At 33.8% G+C, this 16,612-nt stretch carries 10 protein-coding genes; 9 read left to right on the top strand and 1 reads right to left on the bottom strand.

What is annotated here, in order from left to right; genetic code table 11:
* Positions 1-10: 10 nt before the first annotated feature.
* From LO744_RS14325 to LO744_RS14295, 7 genes are all read left to right on the top strand, one after another.
* Positions 11-853 (top strand): hypothetical protein, encoded by an 843-nt coding sequence (locus LO744_RS14325; RefSeq protein ID WP_230670272.1) that lies wholly within the window; start codon positions 11-13, stop codon positions 851-853.
* Positions 854-855: 2 nt separating this feature from the next.
* Positions 856-1,683, top strand: coding sequence for a hypothetical protein (locus LO744_RS14320; protein ID WP_230670271.1), 828 nt, complete (start codon positions 856-858; stop codon positions 1,681-1,683).
* 258 nt (positions 1,684-1,941) lie between these two features.
* Complete coding sequence (gene rpsA / locus LO744_RS14315) at positions 1,942-3,732, top strand: 30S ribosomal protein S1 (RefSeq protein WP_230670270.1); 1,791 nt, start codon at positions 1,942-1,944, stop codon at positions 3,730-3,732.
* Between the two features lie 427 nt (positions 3,733-4,159).
* The gene (locus LO744_RS14310; RefSeq protein ID WP_230670269.1) at positions 4,160-6,808 is read left to right on the top strand and encodes a T9SS-dependent M36 family metallopeptidase; all 2,649 of its coding nucleotides are present in this window, start codon (positions 4,160-4,162) and stop codon (positions 6,806-6,808) included.
* A gap of 147 nt (positions 6,809-6,955) precedes the next feature.
* On the top strand, positions 6,956-9,571 hold the full coding sequence (locus LO744_RS14305; RefSeq protein WP_230670268.1) for a T9SS-dependent M36 family metallopeptidase: 2,616 nt from the start codon (positions 6,956-6,958) through the stop codon (positions 9,569-9,571).
* Positions 9,572-9,688: 117 nt separating this feature from the next.
* Positions 9,689-10,672 carry an EamA family transporter gene (locus tag LO744_RS14300; protein ID WP_230670267.1) on the top strand — a complete coding sequence of 328 codons (984 nt, stop codon included), beginning with the start codon at positions 9,689-9,691 and terminating at the stop codon, positions 10,670-10,672.
* Positions 10,673-10,887: 215 nt separating this feature from the next.
* A complete protein-coding gene (locus tag LO744_RS14295; protein WP_230670266.1) occupies positions 10,888-11,877 on the top strand; it encodes an alpha/beta fold hydrolase in 990 nt (329 codons plus the stop codon).
* Between the two features lie 356 nt (positions 11,878-12,233).
* On the opposite strand, the gene rplS is transcribed toward LO744_RS14295, so the two are convergent.
* On the bottom strand, positions 12,234-12,590 hold the full coding sequence (gene rplS, locus LO744_RS14290) for a 50S ribosomal protein L19 (RefSeq protein WP_034709455.1): 357 nt from the start codon (positions 12,588-12,590) through the stop codon (positions 12,234-12,236).
* A gap of 267 nt (positions 12,591-12,857) precedes the next feature.
* Between rplS and LO744_RS14285 the strand changes: the two genes are divergently transcribed.
* Together LO744_RS14285 and LO744_RS14280 are read left to right on the top strand one after the other, a co-directional pair.
* Positions 12,858-15,605 carry a fibronectin type III domain-containing protein gene (locus tag LO744_RS14285; RefSeq protein WP_230670265.1) on the top strand — a complete coding sequence of 916 codons (2,748 nt, stop codon included), beginning with the start codon at positions 12,858-12,860 and terminating at the stop codon, positions 15,603-15,605.
* A gap of 174 nt (positions 15,606-15,779) precedes the next feature.
* Positions 15,780-16,481, top strand: a complete 702-nt coding sequence (locus LO744_RS14280; RefSeq protein ID WP_230670264.1) for a CoA transferase subunit A — start codon at positions 15,780-15,782, stop codon at positions 16,479-16,481.
* Positions 16,482-16,612 lie beyond the last annotated feature (131 nt).

Genomic DNA, 16,612 nt, shown 5'->3' with positions numbered 1-16,612 from the left:
AACACTAACCATGAAAAAAAATTATTTAATATTCCTCTTGTTAATAGTTGGGATTAATATGTACGCACAGACTGGTTCGGTAGGGATTGGAACGAGTAATCCTGATGAATCTGCAATTTTAGATCTCGTGTCTGGAAATAAGGGTTTTATGTTACCAAAAGTTTCATTAAACTCAAGCAATGTATCCGATTATAGTTTTATGATTTCACAACCTACAGAGTCTTTGATGGTATATAATACCAATGCAAGTTTCCCAGGAGGAAAAGGTCTGTATTATTGGGACGGAACAAAATGGGTTTTTTACTTTAGCTCAGCTAATATCAACTTACTTCTAGGGATTACCAAGTATTATTCTAAAATTTACAATACCGGCGTCTCTACCAGCAATTATCCTGCAGATGCTACCTCGGTCAATTCATTTGTAAATGGAAGTATGTTGGCATCTCCATGGGTAGAAATCACAGATCCTTCTCCTTTCAATTTTGTAATCGACAGACCTATAAATAGTACAGTGGTTACTTTTACAGGGATGCTGCAATTAAATAATGCCACATCAAGTAGCGAAAGTGTAACCTATGGCTTGGGCATATTTGTAGACGATCAATTAATTTCATCAAAATCCGCTACCATGAATGTAGATAATACTTGTGCATTTCGAGAGTTCACAATAACAGGTCTCGTAAACAATCTCAGCGCAGCAACTCACAATATAAAACTCGCTGTAATGAATAGATCGAGCACAACAACTGCGGCTATTAATTACGGACAAAAAGGAGCAAGTTGTACGAACATTTCCAATGATGAAGCTAAGATAAGTGCTATCGTTTTAATCAATCAACAATTACCTTACTAATCATGAAAAAAATATTTAATATTATTCTTGTGGTGTCTATCCCTTGTATGTTTTTTTCACAAGTTGTGATCACAGATAAGACAACACCTGTTTTAGATAATACAGCTGTTCTGAAATTAGATTCAGACAAAAAAGGATTTTTGCTTCCAAGAATTCCGTTAACTTCAAATATGGATGCAACGACAGTACCAAGTCCTCAAAATGGAAATATCGTTTTTAATACCAATGCGACGTCATCTTTACCTCAAACAGTAACCTATTTCGAAGTTGATAGATGGAATGCTTTATATACTAAAGATCTCCTGGAACCAAAACTAGACGTTGTTAATATAAGCTCTGTTTCTTCTACTGCAAGTACTACGATTACGGGTTTTACTCCAGGAGCTATTAATCTAGGCTCAGGTATTACAGGCTGGGTTTCTTTAGGGGTCACAGACTCAAAAACATTTACAAGAACTCATAATTCCTTTGCATTTACAGTAGAAGGAATGACGCAACTGGATGCTTCTGCTAATGAATATTATGAATATGCCATTGGAGTATTTGTTGATGATGTGCTGGTTGTAGTAAGAAAATATCACAAACAAAAAGAAGATTTTACTTGTTCGTGGAATAAATTTATTTTAAATGGAGTGGTCAATAATCTTTCTATTGGCAACCACAATATTAAAGTAATGGCTCGCAATATATCTTCAACTTCTAATTTGGCAACACAGAAAATTGTGTACGCAGGTGCTGCTACACGATCAGATGGAGGAACTTGTGATAATATGAGTAGCTTTTTGGCAAAAATATCTCTTAATACTACGGTTGTGGAGTCTATTAATTAAAAATATATGATTTTATCATAATTTGTGTTTTTCAACGGATGGGCAATATTGCTCATCTGTTTTTTATTTTCATGAGTTTTTTATATAATTAATTAAAATAAACATAATTGTGTATTCCAGTTTTTTTTGTAATTTTGCAGTCACTTTTTGTGGACAGGTCTGAGAAGGTAAATTATTATAAACTAATTACTTCCGTATTTTTTAAAACCACATTTATTCAGACCATTAAAAAAGAAGGAATACAAATTTTATTAGAAAATGTCAAAAGAGACAAATTCAGCAGAGGTTTTATTAAACCAAAACGTAGCACCAGAACAATTTGATTGGGATTCTTTCGAATCAGGTCTTGATGCAGACGCTAGAAAAGAAAAAAGTGATCTTGAAGAAATCTATAACGGATCTCTTAGCAGCTTAAATGATAACGACGTTATCACTGGTAAAGTTGTAAGATTAACTGACAAAGAAGCTATCGTAGACATCGACTTCAAATCTGAAGGTGTTATTTCTCTTAACGAATTCCGTTACAACCCAGGCCTAAAAGTAGGTGACGAAGTTGAAGTAATGGTAGACAGAAGAGAAGACAAAACAGGTCAATTACAATTATCTCACAGAAAAGCTAGAACGCTTAAAGCTTGGGATAGAGTAAACGAACTTCACGAAACTGGAGAAATCGTTAACGGTTTTGTTAAGTCTAGAACTAAAGGAGGTATGATCGTTGATGTACACGGTATTGAAGCATTCTTACCAGGTTCTCAAATCGACGTTAAGCCAATTAAAGATTACGATCAGTTCGTAGGTAAAACTATGGAGTTCAAAGTTGTGAAAATCAACCCTGAGTTCAAAAACGTAGTTGTATCTCACAAAGCATTGATCGAAGCAGATATCGAAGGTCAGAAAAAAGAAATCATCGCTCAGCTTGAAAAAGGTCAGGTTCTTGAAGGTACTGTTAAGAATATTACTTCTTACGGTGTATTCATTGACTTAGGAGGTGTTGATGGATTGATCCACATTACAGACCTTTCTTGGTCTAGAGTGAACCACCCATCTGAAATCCTTGAGGACGGACAGACTGTAAAAGTTGTTATCCTTGATTTTGATGACGAGAAAACAAGAATCCAATTAGGTATGAAGCAATTAGAAGCTCATCCTTGGGATGCTCTTTCTGCTGACATGAAAGTTGGTGATAAAGTAAAAGGAAAAGTAGTAGTTCTTGCTGACTATGGTGCATTTGTAGAAATCGCTCCAGGTGTTGAAGGATTGATCCACGTTTCTGAAATGTCTTGGTCTACTCATTTGAGAAGTGCTGGAGATTTCGTAAAAGTTGGTGATGAAGTAGAAGCAGAAGTTCTTACTCTTGATAGAGAAGACAGAAAAATCTCTTTAGGTATGAAACAATTATCTAAAGATCCATGGGAAAATATCGAAGCTAAGTATCCAGTAGGTTCTCAACATGTTGGGACTGTAAGAAACTTTACAAACTTCGGTGTATTCGTAGAATTGGAAGAAGGTATTGATGGATTAATCTATATCTCTGATCTTTCTTGGACTAAGAAAATCAAGCATCCATCTGAATTCTGTGCAGTAGGTGATAAATTAGATGTTGTAGTTCTAGAATTAGACATCCAAGCTAGAAGATTATCTCTAGGTCACAAACAATTGCAAGAAAACCCTTGGGATAAATTTGAAATTAAATATGCTGAAGGAACTGTACACGCTGGTAAAGCTGTAGAAGTACACGATAAAGGTGCTTCTGTACAATTCGAAGATGCTGAAGTTGAAGCTTTCTGCCCATCAAGATTATTAGAGAAGGAAGACGGATCTAAAATCAAAAAAGGGGAAGATGCTCAGTTTAAAGTAATCGAATTCAACAAAGAATTCAAGAGAGTAGTAGTTTCTCATACAGGTATCTTCAGAGACGAAGAGAAAAAGAATGTGAAAGAATCTTCTAACAGAAATGTATCTTCTTCTTCAAACAACGAAGAAAGATCAACTCTTGGAGACATCGATGCTTTAGCAGAATTGAAAAAGAAAATGGAAGGAGGTAAATAATCCGAAAATCATTTTTTAATATAAGAACCACTCGAAAGAGTGGTTTTTTTATTTTGATTAAATGATAAATTAAATCAACATTAATTGAATTTTATTAAATGGAAACTAATTATTAAAATTTGAATGAATATTAAATAAAATTACATTAACAATATAAATTAAAAACAGGAGCTATGAAATGCTATTTTGAGCATTAATAATTGAGAATTTGAACTCAATATGGCTTTATATGACTGATGAGTGTTAAGTGTGTGGTGTTGAAAATCAGTTATTTATATTTTAAATTTATATTGTTTTTGATTTTAAATCATTGATAAATAGTAGATTAAGTTTTAAATGAATTTATGTTTTAAAATTTGAAGAATATTTATAATAATGGTAGCATAAATTAGGAATTAATTATACATTTGCATCTTTAATTAAGTAAATGAAAAAAGTAATTCTACCTCTTGTTATTGCAGTTTTCGCAGTAATACCTTCAATATCATTTGCACAGTCAAATGAAGTGTTGATTAAAAATTATATTTCTCAAAATAAACTGAGAGAATATAAGAAATCTGATCTTAATCAATTTATAATTGATAATATTGATTCTTCAAAATCATTAAATGGTGATGTAATAAAAATTCAACAGACTTATAATGGTTTACCCGTCTATAATTCAGTAGCAACCGCACTTGTTAAAGACAGCAAAGTGGTATATTTTACAGATAATTTTATTAAGGATTATCATGAGTCTACATCAACAAATGCTACTATTTCTAAAAATTCAGCACTTGATAAGATTGCTGATGATTTAGGAAAGTCAGAAATTTCAAGTTTGCCTATTATTAAATTTTTAGAAAAAACTGCAAATAAGAATTATGCTGCAAAACAAAGACTTGTATATGCAAACAATAAGAATGGTGATTTAAGATTGGCTTATGAATATTCTTTTTATGAACCAAAATCTGCTAACTATTGGAATGTTATTGTTGATGCTAATAATGGTGATATTATAAATAAAGCTAATTTAACTACATTTTGTGAATTTCAACAAAATGCTTATTCACATGATTATTCGCAATCACATACTCACGCAGATGGAACTGAGCATTTATTTGTTGGCGCAGAAAATAAGATAGATCAAGCAAACCAAAATTTAGCTTTATTATTACCCGACAATGCTTCATATAATATCTTTCCACTTCCACTGGAAGCTGCTACTTTTGGATCTAGATCTATAGTTTCAAATCCTTGGAATCTTATAGCATCACCAGAAGGATGGCATTCAGACGGAACAACGCATTATACAGCAACAAGAGGAAATAATGTTTTTGCTTATGAAGATGTTTCGGGAACAGCTCTGACGGTGCCCCCTAATTATTTACCAGGAACTCCAGCTGATGGAGGTGTTTCAAGAAATTTTGATTTCCCATTTTCAATGACGGGGAGCCCAACACCTAATTTAAATGCTTCTATCACAAATTTATTTTATTTGAATAATAAAATTCATGATGTATTTTATCAATTCGGATTTACAGAGTCTGCAAAAAATTTCCAACAGAATAATTTTGGAAAAGGAGGCTTAGGTGATGACTCTGTATACGCAGAAGCTCAAGATGGTGGAGGTACAAATAATGCAAACTTCTCATCTCCTGCGGATAGTTATAATCCCAGAATGCAAATGTATTTATGGTCAACAGTAAATAGAGTATTCTTCTACAATGCACCAACTGTTGCTACTACACGTACTCCATCGGCAGGAACAGCAGTATTCGGACCTGCGCTTACACCGACTGGAGTAACTGGTGATATTCAACTTTCTTCTGTTTTAAACGGATGTACAGCATTACCTGTAGGATCTCTTACTGGGAAAATTGGATTAGTAGAAAGAGGGACTTGTGATTTTGCACTTAAAACTAAAAATTTACAGAATGCCGGTGCTATTGCTACTATTATTTACAATAATACAGCAAATGGAAATACAGTAATTAATATGTCTGGAGCAGATGCTACAATTACTATTCCTGCTGTTTTAGTTGGTAATACTGAGGGTGAGTATATTAAAACACATTTATCTGCAAATACTGTTGTAAATGTTACTTTAAAAAAGGATCCAGCTTTAAGTGTTACTCCTGACGGAAGTTTTGATAATGGAATTGTTATCCATGAATATGGTCATGGAATATCAAATAGAATGACAGGTACTGGAGCTGGTTGTTTGAATGCAAATGTTAGTAAAGAGCAAATGGGAGAAGGATGGTCAGACTTTTTTGCATTAATGTTGACGAATAAGCCTGGAGATAATGCTTCTGTACCAAGAGGAATTGGAACATATGCTGGAGGACAGGCAATTACAGGCGGCGGAATTAGACCTGCGAAATATTCTCCAGATTTTACCATTAATGGCTTTACTTACGCAGATACTAATGGTTTAGAGTATAATAACGGTCAAGGAATGGTACCAGATGTACATTCTATAGGTTTTCTTTGGGCATCAATGTTATGGGATTTAAATTGGGAATATGTTACTAAATATGGCTATGCTTCTGATGTAACTGCAAATGCTACAAGTGGAAGTGCAAGAGTTTTACAGTTGGTAACTGATGCGTTAAAACTTCAAGGATGTTATCCTTCTTTTATTGATGGGAGAAATGCAATTTTGGCTGCTGAATTTGCAACTACACAGGGCGCAGACAAATGTATGATTTGGAAAACTTTTGCGAAAAGAGGTTTAGGAAATAATGCTTCTGCAGGAGTTAAAGCAGATATTAATGACCAGGTGGAAGATTTTACTCTTCCGTCTGAATGTTTACTTTCTACATCAGAAACAAGTGCAGTTAAAAATGTTGGAATATCTATTTATCCAAACCCTGCTAAAAATGAGTTTTATATTAATTTCCCAAGCAATACTTTAGGAAAAGTAGATGTTGAGATTTATGATATGTCAGGAAAATTGATTTCTACAGAAAGTAAAATTTCACCAGAATCTAAAAAAGCAATTTCTACAAGCAAATTGATTAACGGAACTTACCTTGTAAAAGTGAAAGGTTTAGGTATCGATACCGCTTCAAAAGTTATTATCAACAAATAATACTTTAAAAGCTAAATTATAAAAAGGCTGTCTCATTTTTGAGATGGCCTTTTTGATTTATTAATAGATATATTTTTCTTTTAAGTTAATCTTAAATAATATTTCATAAAATCTCACTATTTTTATAGAATATTAATAACTAAAATCATGAATTGTATTTTTATTAATAAAATAAAAAAAATCAATGTAAAAACTCTATTTGCGTTTTTTATTTTGTTTCCATACGTTGTATTTTCTCAGCAACAGAAGCGGTTGATTACCAATTATATTCTTACAAAACATGCTCAGGATTTTAAAAAATCAGATTTAAGAGATTTTCAAATCGATAATATAGATTCATCTGAATCTTTAAAAGCAGAAATTGTAAAAGTTCAACAAAAATTTAAAGGATATCCTGTTTATAATGCGGTAGGAACGGCGATGATTAAAAATGGTGAAATTGTATATTTTTCAGATTCTTTTGTGAAAAACTATACTATTTCTACTTCAGAAACGGCGACTTTAAATAAAGAAAAAGCGCTTAAAAATATTGCTTCAACTTTAGGGAAAAAAGAAATTGAAAATTTTCAAATTTTAGATAATTCATCGTCAGAATTAACTCATCAAGATTTTGTAAAACAAAGATTGATATTTACTAACGTACATGATAATTTAAGACTTGCTTACGAGTTTTCTTTTCATGAACCCAATTCTGCAAACTATTGGAATATCTTGGTAGATGCCCATTCAGGTGAGATTATTTCAAAAGACAATTTGAATTTATCTTGTAATTTCCATTCAGATGCATATTCTGGAGAATCTGTGATTTCAAATACAGCAATAGCTAATGATTTTCAAAAAAAAACTTTATTTAAATCGGCTGATGATGCGAGTTACAATATTTTTCCTTTACCCATAGAAGCACCCACTTTTGGAAACCGTTCAATTGTTTCTAATCCATGGATTTTAGCTTCATCACCAGAAGGATGGCACTCTACAGGAGCAGCAAATTATACTATAACAAGAGGGAATAATGTCTTCGCTTATGAAGATACTGCAAACAAAAATGAACCAGGATTTTCTCCTGATGGAGGAGCGAATAGAAATTTTGATTTCTCTTTTTCGATTAACGGAACTCCTTCATTGAATCGAAACGCAGCGATTACCAACTTGTTTTATATTAACAATAAAGTACATGATATTTTTTATCAGTTCGGATTTACGGAATCTGCAAGAAATTTTCAGCAGAATAATTTCGGAAAAGGAGGAAATGGAAACGATTATGTTTTGGCTGAATCTCAAGATGGAGGCGCTTTAAATAATGCCAATTTTACAACACCCTCTGATGGTAACAGACCTTTGATGCAAATGTACCTTTGGTCGACGGTTAATAGATATGTTTTTTATAACGCTCCTTTATCAGCAATTCCGAGGATTCCTCAAGCGAGTCCGGCTCAATTTGGTCCACAACTCAATGGAGTTGGCGTGACTGGAGATATTGCTTTAGCTTTAATAATTAATGGTTGCTCTGTATTGCCTTCAGGGTCGTTAGCTGGAAAAATAGGGTTGATTGAAAGAGGTGGTGCTTCAGGTTGTACGTTTGCTTTGAAAGTAAAAAATGCCCAAGATGCCGGTGCTATTGCTGCAATTATTTATAACAATCCTACGGCTATTAATTTTCCATCTTCAATGGGCGGAGCAGATGCTACAATAACGATACCCTCAGTTCTTATTACTAATGACGAAGGAGAATTTATAAAAACTCAACTAAATAATTCTTTAGCTGTCAATATTACATTAAAAAGTGACCCGGCAACTGCGACTACACCAGATGGAAGTTTCGATAATGGTATTATTACCCACGAATATGGCCATGGAATTTCAAATAGGCTTACCGGAGATGGCTATGCCTGCCTTTTAAAATCTCAAAGTAAAGAGCAAATGGGTGAAGGCTGGTCAGATTTTTTTGCTTTAATGTTGACCAATAAACCTGGTGATAATGCCAATGTTCCGAGAAGTATTGGGACGTATGCAAGTGGACAGTCTACCACTGGAGCCGGATTAAGACCTGTAAAATATTCGCCCAATTTTTCTATTAATAATTATACTTACGGAGATACCAACGGGATGGAGATTGAGGAAGATGGCGAAATTGTTCCCGATGTACATCGTATAGGTTTTATTTGGGCATCGATGCTTTGGGATCTTCATTGGCAATATGTTGCGAAATATGGTTATTCTTCAGATGTTTTAGCTAATAAAACTAGTGGAAGTGCCCGTGTTTTGCAACTTGTAACCGATGCGCTGAAATTACAGGCGTGTAATCCTACATTTATCGATGGTAGAAATGCAATATTAACTGCTGAAATGTTTACCACTAAAGGAGAAGACCGATGCATGATCTGGAAGACTTTTGCTAAAAGAGGATTAGGTTTAAATGCTTTACCGGGAAATAAAATGAATATCAATGATCAAAAAGAAGACTTTTCAATTCCTAAAGATTGTGTTGATGGCAATGCAAATATTCCTATTGATAAGAGCTTGATCGCGATTTATCCTAATCCTGCAAAAGATGAGTTTTTTATTTATTTAAAAGATTTTACCATCGGGAATCTTCACCTGCAGATTTATGATATGTCGGGAAAATTAATTCTTTCAGAAAACAGATCGTCACAAGATTCCAGAATTCCTGTTTCTACAAAAAATTTCGAAAATGGAGTATATGTTGTAAAACTACAAGGAATAGGAGTTGACACGAGTTCAAGAATAATTGTAAAGAAATAAAACTTAAAAAGTTCATTAAATACAATCACTTCAGATTTTCCTGAGGTGATTTTTGTTAATATACAGTTGTCTTATTTTTAAAATAATATGTCGTAACTTTGTCGGCTGTAAAAAATTATGAAGAAGAAAAATATTTTAAAAGGAGTATTGTTTGTTGGTTTTGGGGCGAGTATTTACGGAATGCTTGCTACGTTCGTAAAAATGTCTTACAAAGATGGCTTCACCACTTCTGAGGTAACAACCGCTCAGTTTGCTTTAGGAATCGTAGGTCTTTTAATCCTGAATTTTATTCAGACGATTACGTCAAAAAAGAAATTATCATCACCGAGTCGCCGAGAAGTTAGAATGTTGGTTTTAGCAGGTACTTCTTTAGGCTGCACCAGCTTATTTTACTATATAGCCGTACAATATATTGCGGTATCTATTGCAATTGTGTTGTTAATGCAGTCGGTTTGGTTTAGTGTAGTGGTCGAAAGTTTTATTACTAAAAAGTTTCCGAATGCTAAAAAAGTGGTCGCAACTATCATTGTTTTGTTGGGAACCGTTTTAGCAACAAATCTGATTAATCTGGAAGTAAAATTAGACTGGCATGGTGTTTTTTGGGGATTATTAGCGGCAGCATCTTTTACGATGACCATGTTTACCTCAAATACTTTAGCAACTCATTTACCAGTACTTCGAAAAAGTGTCATCATGTTAACAGGAGGCTCTTTAGTTATTTTGGTATTTTTGTTTTTTGCCCAAATAGGACCTTTGTATTCTGAAACTCTAAAATCTTTTTATTTAAATTTTACCGAAAATACAGAGCATATAAGACCATTTGATTATTCAATTTTTTGGACTTACGGATTTATTTTAGCTTTATTCGGAACTGTTATTCCACCGATTTTATTCAATTTAGGTTTTCCAAATACAGGTTTAGGATTAGGAAGTATTATTTCTTCATTAGAACTTCCGGTATCTGTAACGATGGCGTTTGTTCTTTTGGGTGAAAAAGTTATTCTTATTCAATGGGTAGGAATTGTACTTATTTTAATGGCAATTGTTTTAATGAATTTACCTTCAAAAAAAGAAAAATTGATTCCTGAGCAGATTTTGTAGAGCAAATGTTAAAAATTTAATTTGAAAAACTTTCCAATCTTAGCTGAGTGAAACGTTTTTGCGAACAAAAAATATTTTCAAATATTTTAGGTAAAAACTTTGTGACCTTTGCGTTAAAGATTCAAGAACAGTAATGATAATTAAATTATAAATAATACCGAAAACCGTTTCTTTTGAAGCGGTTTTTTTAAATTTATATCTAAAATAAATTTTTCATGAAATATTTAAAAAATGCTGCGGTTATCATGTTGTTTTCATCTGTGTCTGTCTTTTCTCAGATAAAACCTTTAGATGCGATGCTTTCTAACTATCAATATCCTTTTGAAGTTCATTTTAAAGAGTTGAATTCTCAGAAGCAAAATCTAAAAATGGCATATATGGATGTGAAACCCCAAAAACCAAATGGGAAAACTATTATGCTGCTTCATGGGAAAAACTTCAACGGAGCCTATTGGGAAAAAACAGCTAAAGATTTGTCTGAAAAAGGATTTAGGGTGATTATTCCTGATCAGATTGGTTTTGGAAAATCTTCGAAACCTCAGAACTATCAGTTTTCATTTGCTCAGTTAGCAAGCAATACAAAATCTATTTTAGATGAACTTAAAATTGATAAAATTATCGTTTTGGGACATTCGATGGGAGGAATGGTTGCTACAAGATTTACTTTAATGTATCCTGAAACAGTAGAAAAATTAATTCTCGAAAACCCAATTGGATTAGAAGATTACAAAGTTTTGGCAAAGTATCAAACGGTAGATGAAGCATATCAGTCAGAATTAAAAAATACAGCCGAAACGTATAAAAATTATCAGCTTAAATTCTATTACGACAACCAATGGAAAGCTGAATATCAACCGTGGCTAGATCTCATCGCAGGTTGGACGCTGCATAAAGATTATCCTCAAGTTGCTTGGAATGCAGCATTGACAACTGATATTATCTTTAATCAACCAGTCGTTTATGAATTTAAAAATATAAAAACACCTACTTTATTGATTATCGGAACAAGAGACCGAACAGCGATTGGAAAGGACCGCGCTCCCAAAGAAATTCAACCAACAATGGGGCAGTATCAGGAATTGGGAAAGAAAACGCAACAAGAAATTACAGGTTCAAAACTTGTCGAGCTTGAAAATGTAGGGCATCTTCCTCACATTGAAGTCTACGACAAATTCTGGAATGTTTTGTATGATTTTGTAAAATAGGATGGAGGATGGAAGTTTGATGCTGGAAGCTGGAAGTTTAAAAGATTGAGAATAAACTTATAGATGAAGTGGTAAAAATTCTCATCCTTTGGAGGGGTGGCGAAAAATCTTCGATTTTTTGACGGGTGGTTTTATAAGGAGAATACTTAAGTTTCTTTAAAGTATTTCAATAATTTTATTTGGTGTCTTACTTGTTTTAGCCCCGATTGCAGTGGAAATCCTTTTTTGAAAAAAAAGATTGCAACGGAAAGCGGGAAATAGCTTCTAAAAGCAATCGACGTATTCAAATAGCTCCTAAAAATAAAAAGAGACTGCTAAAAATTAGCAGTCTCTCTTCGTATGTGTTGTTGTCTGAATTATTTCTTCTTGTAAGCAGCGTCTTTAATTCTCGCTTTTTTACCTCTAAGGTCTCTGAAGTAGTAAATTCTAGATCTTCTAACTCTACCTCTTCTGTCAACTTCGATTTTTTGAAGAGCAGGCATGTTGATAGGGAAAACTCTCTCAACACCTACATCACCACTCATTTTTCTGATTGTAAAAGTCTTTGTAGAACCTGTTCCTCTTAATTGGATAACAGTTCCTTTGAAGAACTGAGTTCTAGTTTTTTGACCTTCCTTAATCTCGTAATACACAGTGATTGTGTCTCCAGCTTTGAATTCAGGGAATTCTTTTTTTGTAATGTACTTGTCTTGTACGTACTTTAATAAATCCATTTTTGTAATAAAAATTTTTTTGTCAAGCTAAACAACTTTCACGGACTTCGTCAGAGGTTGAATAACAGGCTGCAAATATATGAAATACTTTTTGAATATGCCAAACAATTTTATAATAAGAAAATACCTTTCTAGGGATTCTTTTTTACGAAATAATTAATGATTGCTTATTATTAGGGTCATTTTGAGTTTACATGTGGGGTATATATTTGCGGGATTAAAAAATCACACAATTACTTAACAATCAATTCAAAAAAAAAAATTATTATGAGGCATTATTTATTCTTCTTTTTTTTCGTCGTCCAGCTTAGTTATGCTCAGACTTTGTATCCTTACTTACAAAACCCTGCTCATAACTCGATGATCGTCAACTGGAAAACCAGTTCAGATAACGAGACCACCGTTCTCTATGGGAATTCTCCCACTAACCTTAATGTTACCGTAACAGGAACGACCAACATTTTTTCTGACACAGGTTATAATAACAACTATTATTATCACACCGCAAAAATTACAAATTTACAACCCAACACCAAGTATTACTATAAAATAAAAACAGGAGCCAGCGAATCTGCGGTCTATAACTTCAGAACACTTCCTCTGCCGGGGCAACCTGTTACTCTTGATGGGAAAATAAGGTTTTTGATTATGGGAGATAACCAAATCAAATCAGAACCTCGATATGATTCATTAAACTATAAAGCCTATAAAAAGCTAAAAGAGAAGTTTGGGCCTACTTCAGATCCTTCAGATAATATCGCACTTACTTTTATGGTAGGAGATCAGGTAGATGTGGGAACATTGGATCATTATGAGAATGTCCACTTTAAAAAGAACAGAAAATTGTCACCTTATCTTCCGATTCTTACCACGGTAGGAAATCATGAGACCTATGGTACTTTAGGAATGAATTCTTACTACGCACATTTTAATATTGATGAAATTAAATACAAAAACATTACATCGGGTAATGAAAACTATTACGCTCAACAAGCTGGAAACGTACTTTTTGTAAGTTTAAGTTCAGAGCATACAGGGTCTGCACAGCAAACTTGGCTTCAGCAGATTTTAACCGAAGCAAATAATGATCCTACAGTTGACTGGATTATTTCATTAAGCCACAGACCTTATCAGGCAGAGCAATATGTAGGTGATATTTCTACTTGGGTAAGAAATAATGCAGTTCCTCTTTTAGCTGGATCAAATAAATATTTGATGCATGTAGGAGCTCACCATCACTTGTACCATAGAGGGCAATTAAAAAATACACCAAACTATCAGATTATCTCTGGCGGGACAGCTTGGGATCAGTATTGGGGGATGTCTACAGAACAGGATTTTGATGATGTACAAAAAACATTAACTGATTGGACGTATCAAATCATTGAAGTAGATGTAGCCAACGGAAAAGTAGATATCGAAAGTTATTCTATTGGTGGTATTTATACACAAAAAGATAATGTGTTGATTGATTCATTCCACAGGTATAAAAATAAGCCTAAACCTGCAAAACCATCGATTACGAATACATTTACGGGACCGATAACCTTGCCTTTAACATTAAACGGAAGTGCTTTCTCTTCGCCGGCAAACGAACTTTTAAATACGACTCAGTTTTTAGTAAGTAAAGCGGCTGATTTTTCGGTTATCGAAAAAGAATTTTACAGAGATTATGAAAACTGGTTTGGTAAAGAAGGAAACGGAAATCCTGATGTTACCAAAAACCTAAATGCAGGAGTAGATATCACCAAAGCAACCTTTGCAGCAAACTCTATCACAAACGGTGTATATTATGTGAAAACCCGCTACAGAGACAGAAATATGGAGTGGAGTGACTGGAGTGATGTAAAACAGTTTGAAGTAACAGGAAGTGTGGTTTCAAATCCTAACCTTATTTTGAATAAGACAGAATATTTGCAGAATGAAGCGATTATAGCAACTTACAATGACGGGCCCGGAAATCAGCAAGATTGGGTAGGACTTTACAAAAAAGGTCAGAATCCTACGACAGTAACTTCTCAAGGATATGTTTATACCAACGGACAAACTTCGGGAACAGCAACATTTCCAAATGGTTTAGCAACTAAAGGGCAGTATTTTGCAGGTTTTTTTGCCAATAATGGATATACCGAAATAGCACCTAGAAAAGAATTTTATGTAGGCCCAAAAGTGGTTCTTCAGACAACGTCAGATGCATATCCTGTGGGTGGAACGGTTGTCGTTAACTTCTCAAACGGACCGAATTTAACAAAAGACTGGATCGGAATTTACAAAATGGGGCAGGTTCCGGGGCCAACTGCGGCTGCAAAATGGAGTTATGTAACAACAGCTGCAGGAACTCTTAATTTTATAGGTCTTCCAAAAGGATATTATTATGCTCAATATTTTCTTGAAGACAGCTATACAACGGTAGGAGAAAAAGTTTTCTTTAAAGTAGGAGACATCGTTACAGACCTTTGGATTAATAAACCGGTTTATACATTGGGTGAAAATATCACCGCTTCATGGACGGATTCTCCAGGAATTATCAAAGACTGGTTAGGAATTTACCCTCAAAGTGTTTCGGTTCCTGATGACCAATTTATTTCATATACTTATTTTGACGGTTTAGCTCAAGGTACAAAAGCCATTACAGGAAATGTAAATGGAGTACCAACTACAGCAGGTAATTATTACATGGTGATGTTTACCAACGATTCTTACACAGAAGTTTCAAATAGAGTACAGTTTCAGGTGACTGCGGGAACTTTGGGAACTGAAGAAACGAAAAATAAAACCGAGAAAAATGTAATTTTATATCCTAATCCTACAAAACCAGGGCAGCCAACTTTCATTAAAAGTGATTATCCAATCGAGAAAATAGAATTGATATCAGCTGCAGGTCAATTGCTATACAAATCTGAAAACGTACAAAACCAACGTTTCTCTTTAGTGAATGAGAATTTACCTAAAGGTGTTTATTTTGTAAAAGTGTATACCAGAAAATTATTTACTTTAAAATTGATTGTAGAATAAAAATATTCACAACTTATTGATAGATAGCGGAACTTGTTTCCGCTATTTTATTTTTAATAATGAGATAAGCTGAAATTTATAGGGATAAATACTTTTGTCTTTCAAAATTTATTTGAAATAGGGTAGATATGATAAAAATGTTTAAATTTAAAACTGAAAAAAATCAAATATTTCATGATAGATAAAAGAGTAAAAAATGCCGCAGAAGCGATTGAAGGAATTCAGGATGGAATGACTTTGATGTTGGGAGGATTCGGGTTGTGTGGAATTCCGGAAAATTCAATCAACGCTTTGGTAGATAGTGATGTAAAAGATTTGACATGCATTTCAAACAACGCCGGAGTTGATGATTTTGGCTTGGGATTATTGCTTCATAAAAGACAAATTAAAAAGATGATTTCATCTTATGTTGGAGAAAATGCAGAATTTGAAAGACAAATGTTGTCGGGTGAATTAGATGTTGAGCTGACTCCACAAGGAACATTGGCGGAAAAATGTCGTGCCGCTCAAGCAGGAATTCCTGCATTTTACACTCCTGCAGGTTTCGGGACAGAAGTTGCAGAAGGTAAAGAAGTAAAAGATTTCAAAGGAAAGCCTCATATTTTAGAACACGCTTACGAAGCAGACTACTCAATCGTAAAAGCATGGAAAGGTGATCACGCAGGAAACTTGATATTCAAAGGATCAGCAAGAAACTTTAATCATCCAATGGCAGGAGCGGGGAAAATTACCATCGCTGAAGTAGAAGAATTGGTAGCACCTGGCGAATTAGATCCTAATCAAATCCATATTCCGGGTATCATGATTCAAAGAATTTTCCAAGGCGAAAATTTCGAAAAAAGAATCGAGCAGAGAACGGTTAGAAAAAGAGATTAATTTTTTTTCATTTAATAATAAATTACCCCGAAGTCAATTTTCGGGGTAATTTATTATATTTATTTAGAGTCAATTTGTCATTCTGACGAAGAAGTAATCTATGTTTTCAATCATGTCAACTTCAAACATCT

The sequence above is a fragment of the Chryseobacterium turcicum genome, assembly GCF_021010565.1.
GTDB lineage: Bacteria > Bacteroidota > Bacteroidia > Flavobacteriales > Weeksellaceae > Chryseobacterium > Chryseobacterium turcicum.
The sequence above is the reverse complement of the archived record's forward strand: the minus strand, read 5'-3'. Positions and strand labels throughout refer to the sequence as shown.

Excerpts from the sequence above, each read along its gene's own strand:
- LO744_RS14285 (WP_230670265.1), top strand. The coding sequence starts at position 12,858 with ATGAGGCATTATTTATTCTTCTTTTTTTTCGTCGTCCAGCTTAGTTAT.
- rplS (WP_034709455.1), bottom strand. The coding sequence starts at position 12,590 with ATGGATTTATTAAAGTACGTACAAGACAAGTACATTACAAAAAAAGAA.
- LO744_RS14320 (WP_230670271.1), top strand. The coding sequence starts at position 856 with ATGAAAAAAATATTTAATATTATTCTTGTGGTGTCTATCCCTTGTATG.
- LO744_RS14310 (WP_230670269.1), top strand. The coding sequence starts at position 4,160 with ATGAAAAAAGTAATTCTACCTCTTGTTATTGCAGTTTTCGCAGTAATA.
- LO744_RS14300 (WP_230670267.1), top strand. The coding sequence starts at position 9,689 with ATGAAGAAGAAAAATATTTTAAAAGGAGTATTGTTTGTTGGTTTTGGG.
- LO744_RS14280 (WP_230670264.1), top strand. The coding sequence starts at position 15,780 with ATGATAGATAAAAGAGTAAAAAATGCCGCAGAAGCGATTGAAGGAATT.
- LO744_RS14305 (WP_230670268.1), top strand. The coding sequence starts at position 6,956 with ATGAATTGTATTTTTATTAATAAAATAAAAAAAATCAATGTAAAAACT.
- LO744_RS14295 (WP_230670266.1), top strand. The coding sequence starts at position 10,888 with ATGAAATATTTAAAAAATGCTGCGGTTATCATGTTGTTTTCATCTGTG.
- LO744_RS14325 (WP_230670272.1), top strand. The coding sequence starts at position 11 with ATGAAAAAAAATTATTTAATATTCCTCTTGTTAATAGTTGGGATTAAT.
- rpsA (WP_230670270.1), top strand. The coding sequence starts at position 1,942 with ATGTCAAAAGAGACAAATTCAGCAGAGGTTTTATTAAACCAAAACGTA.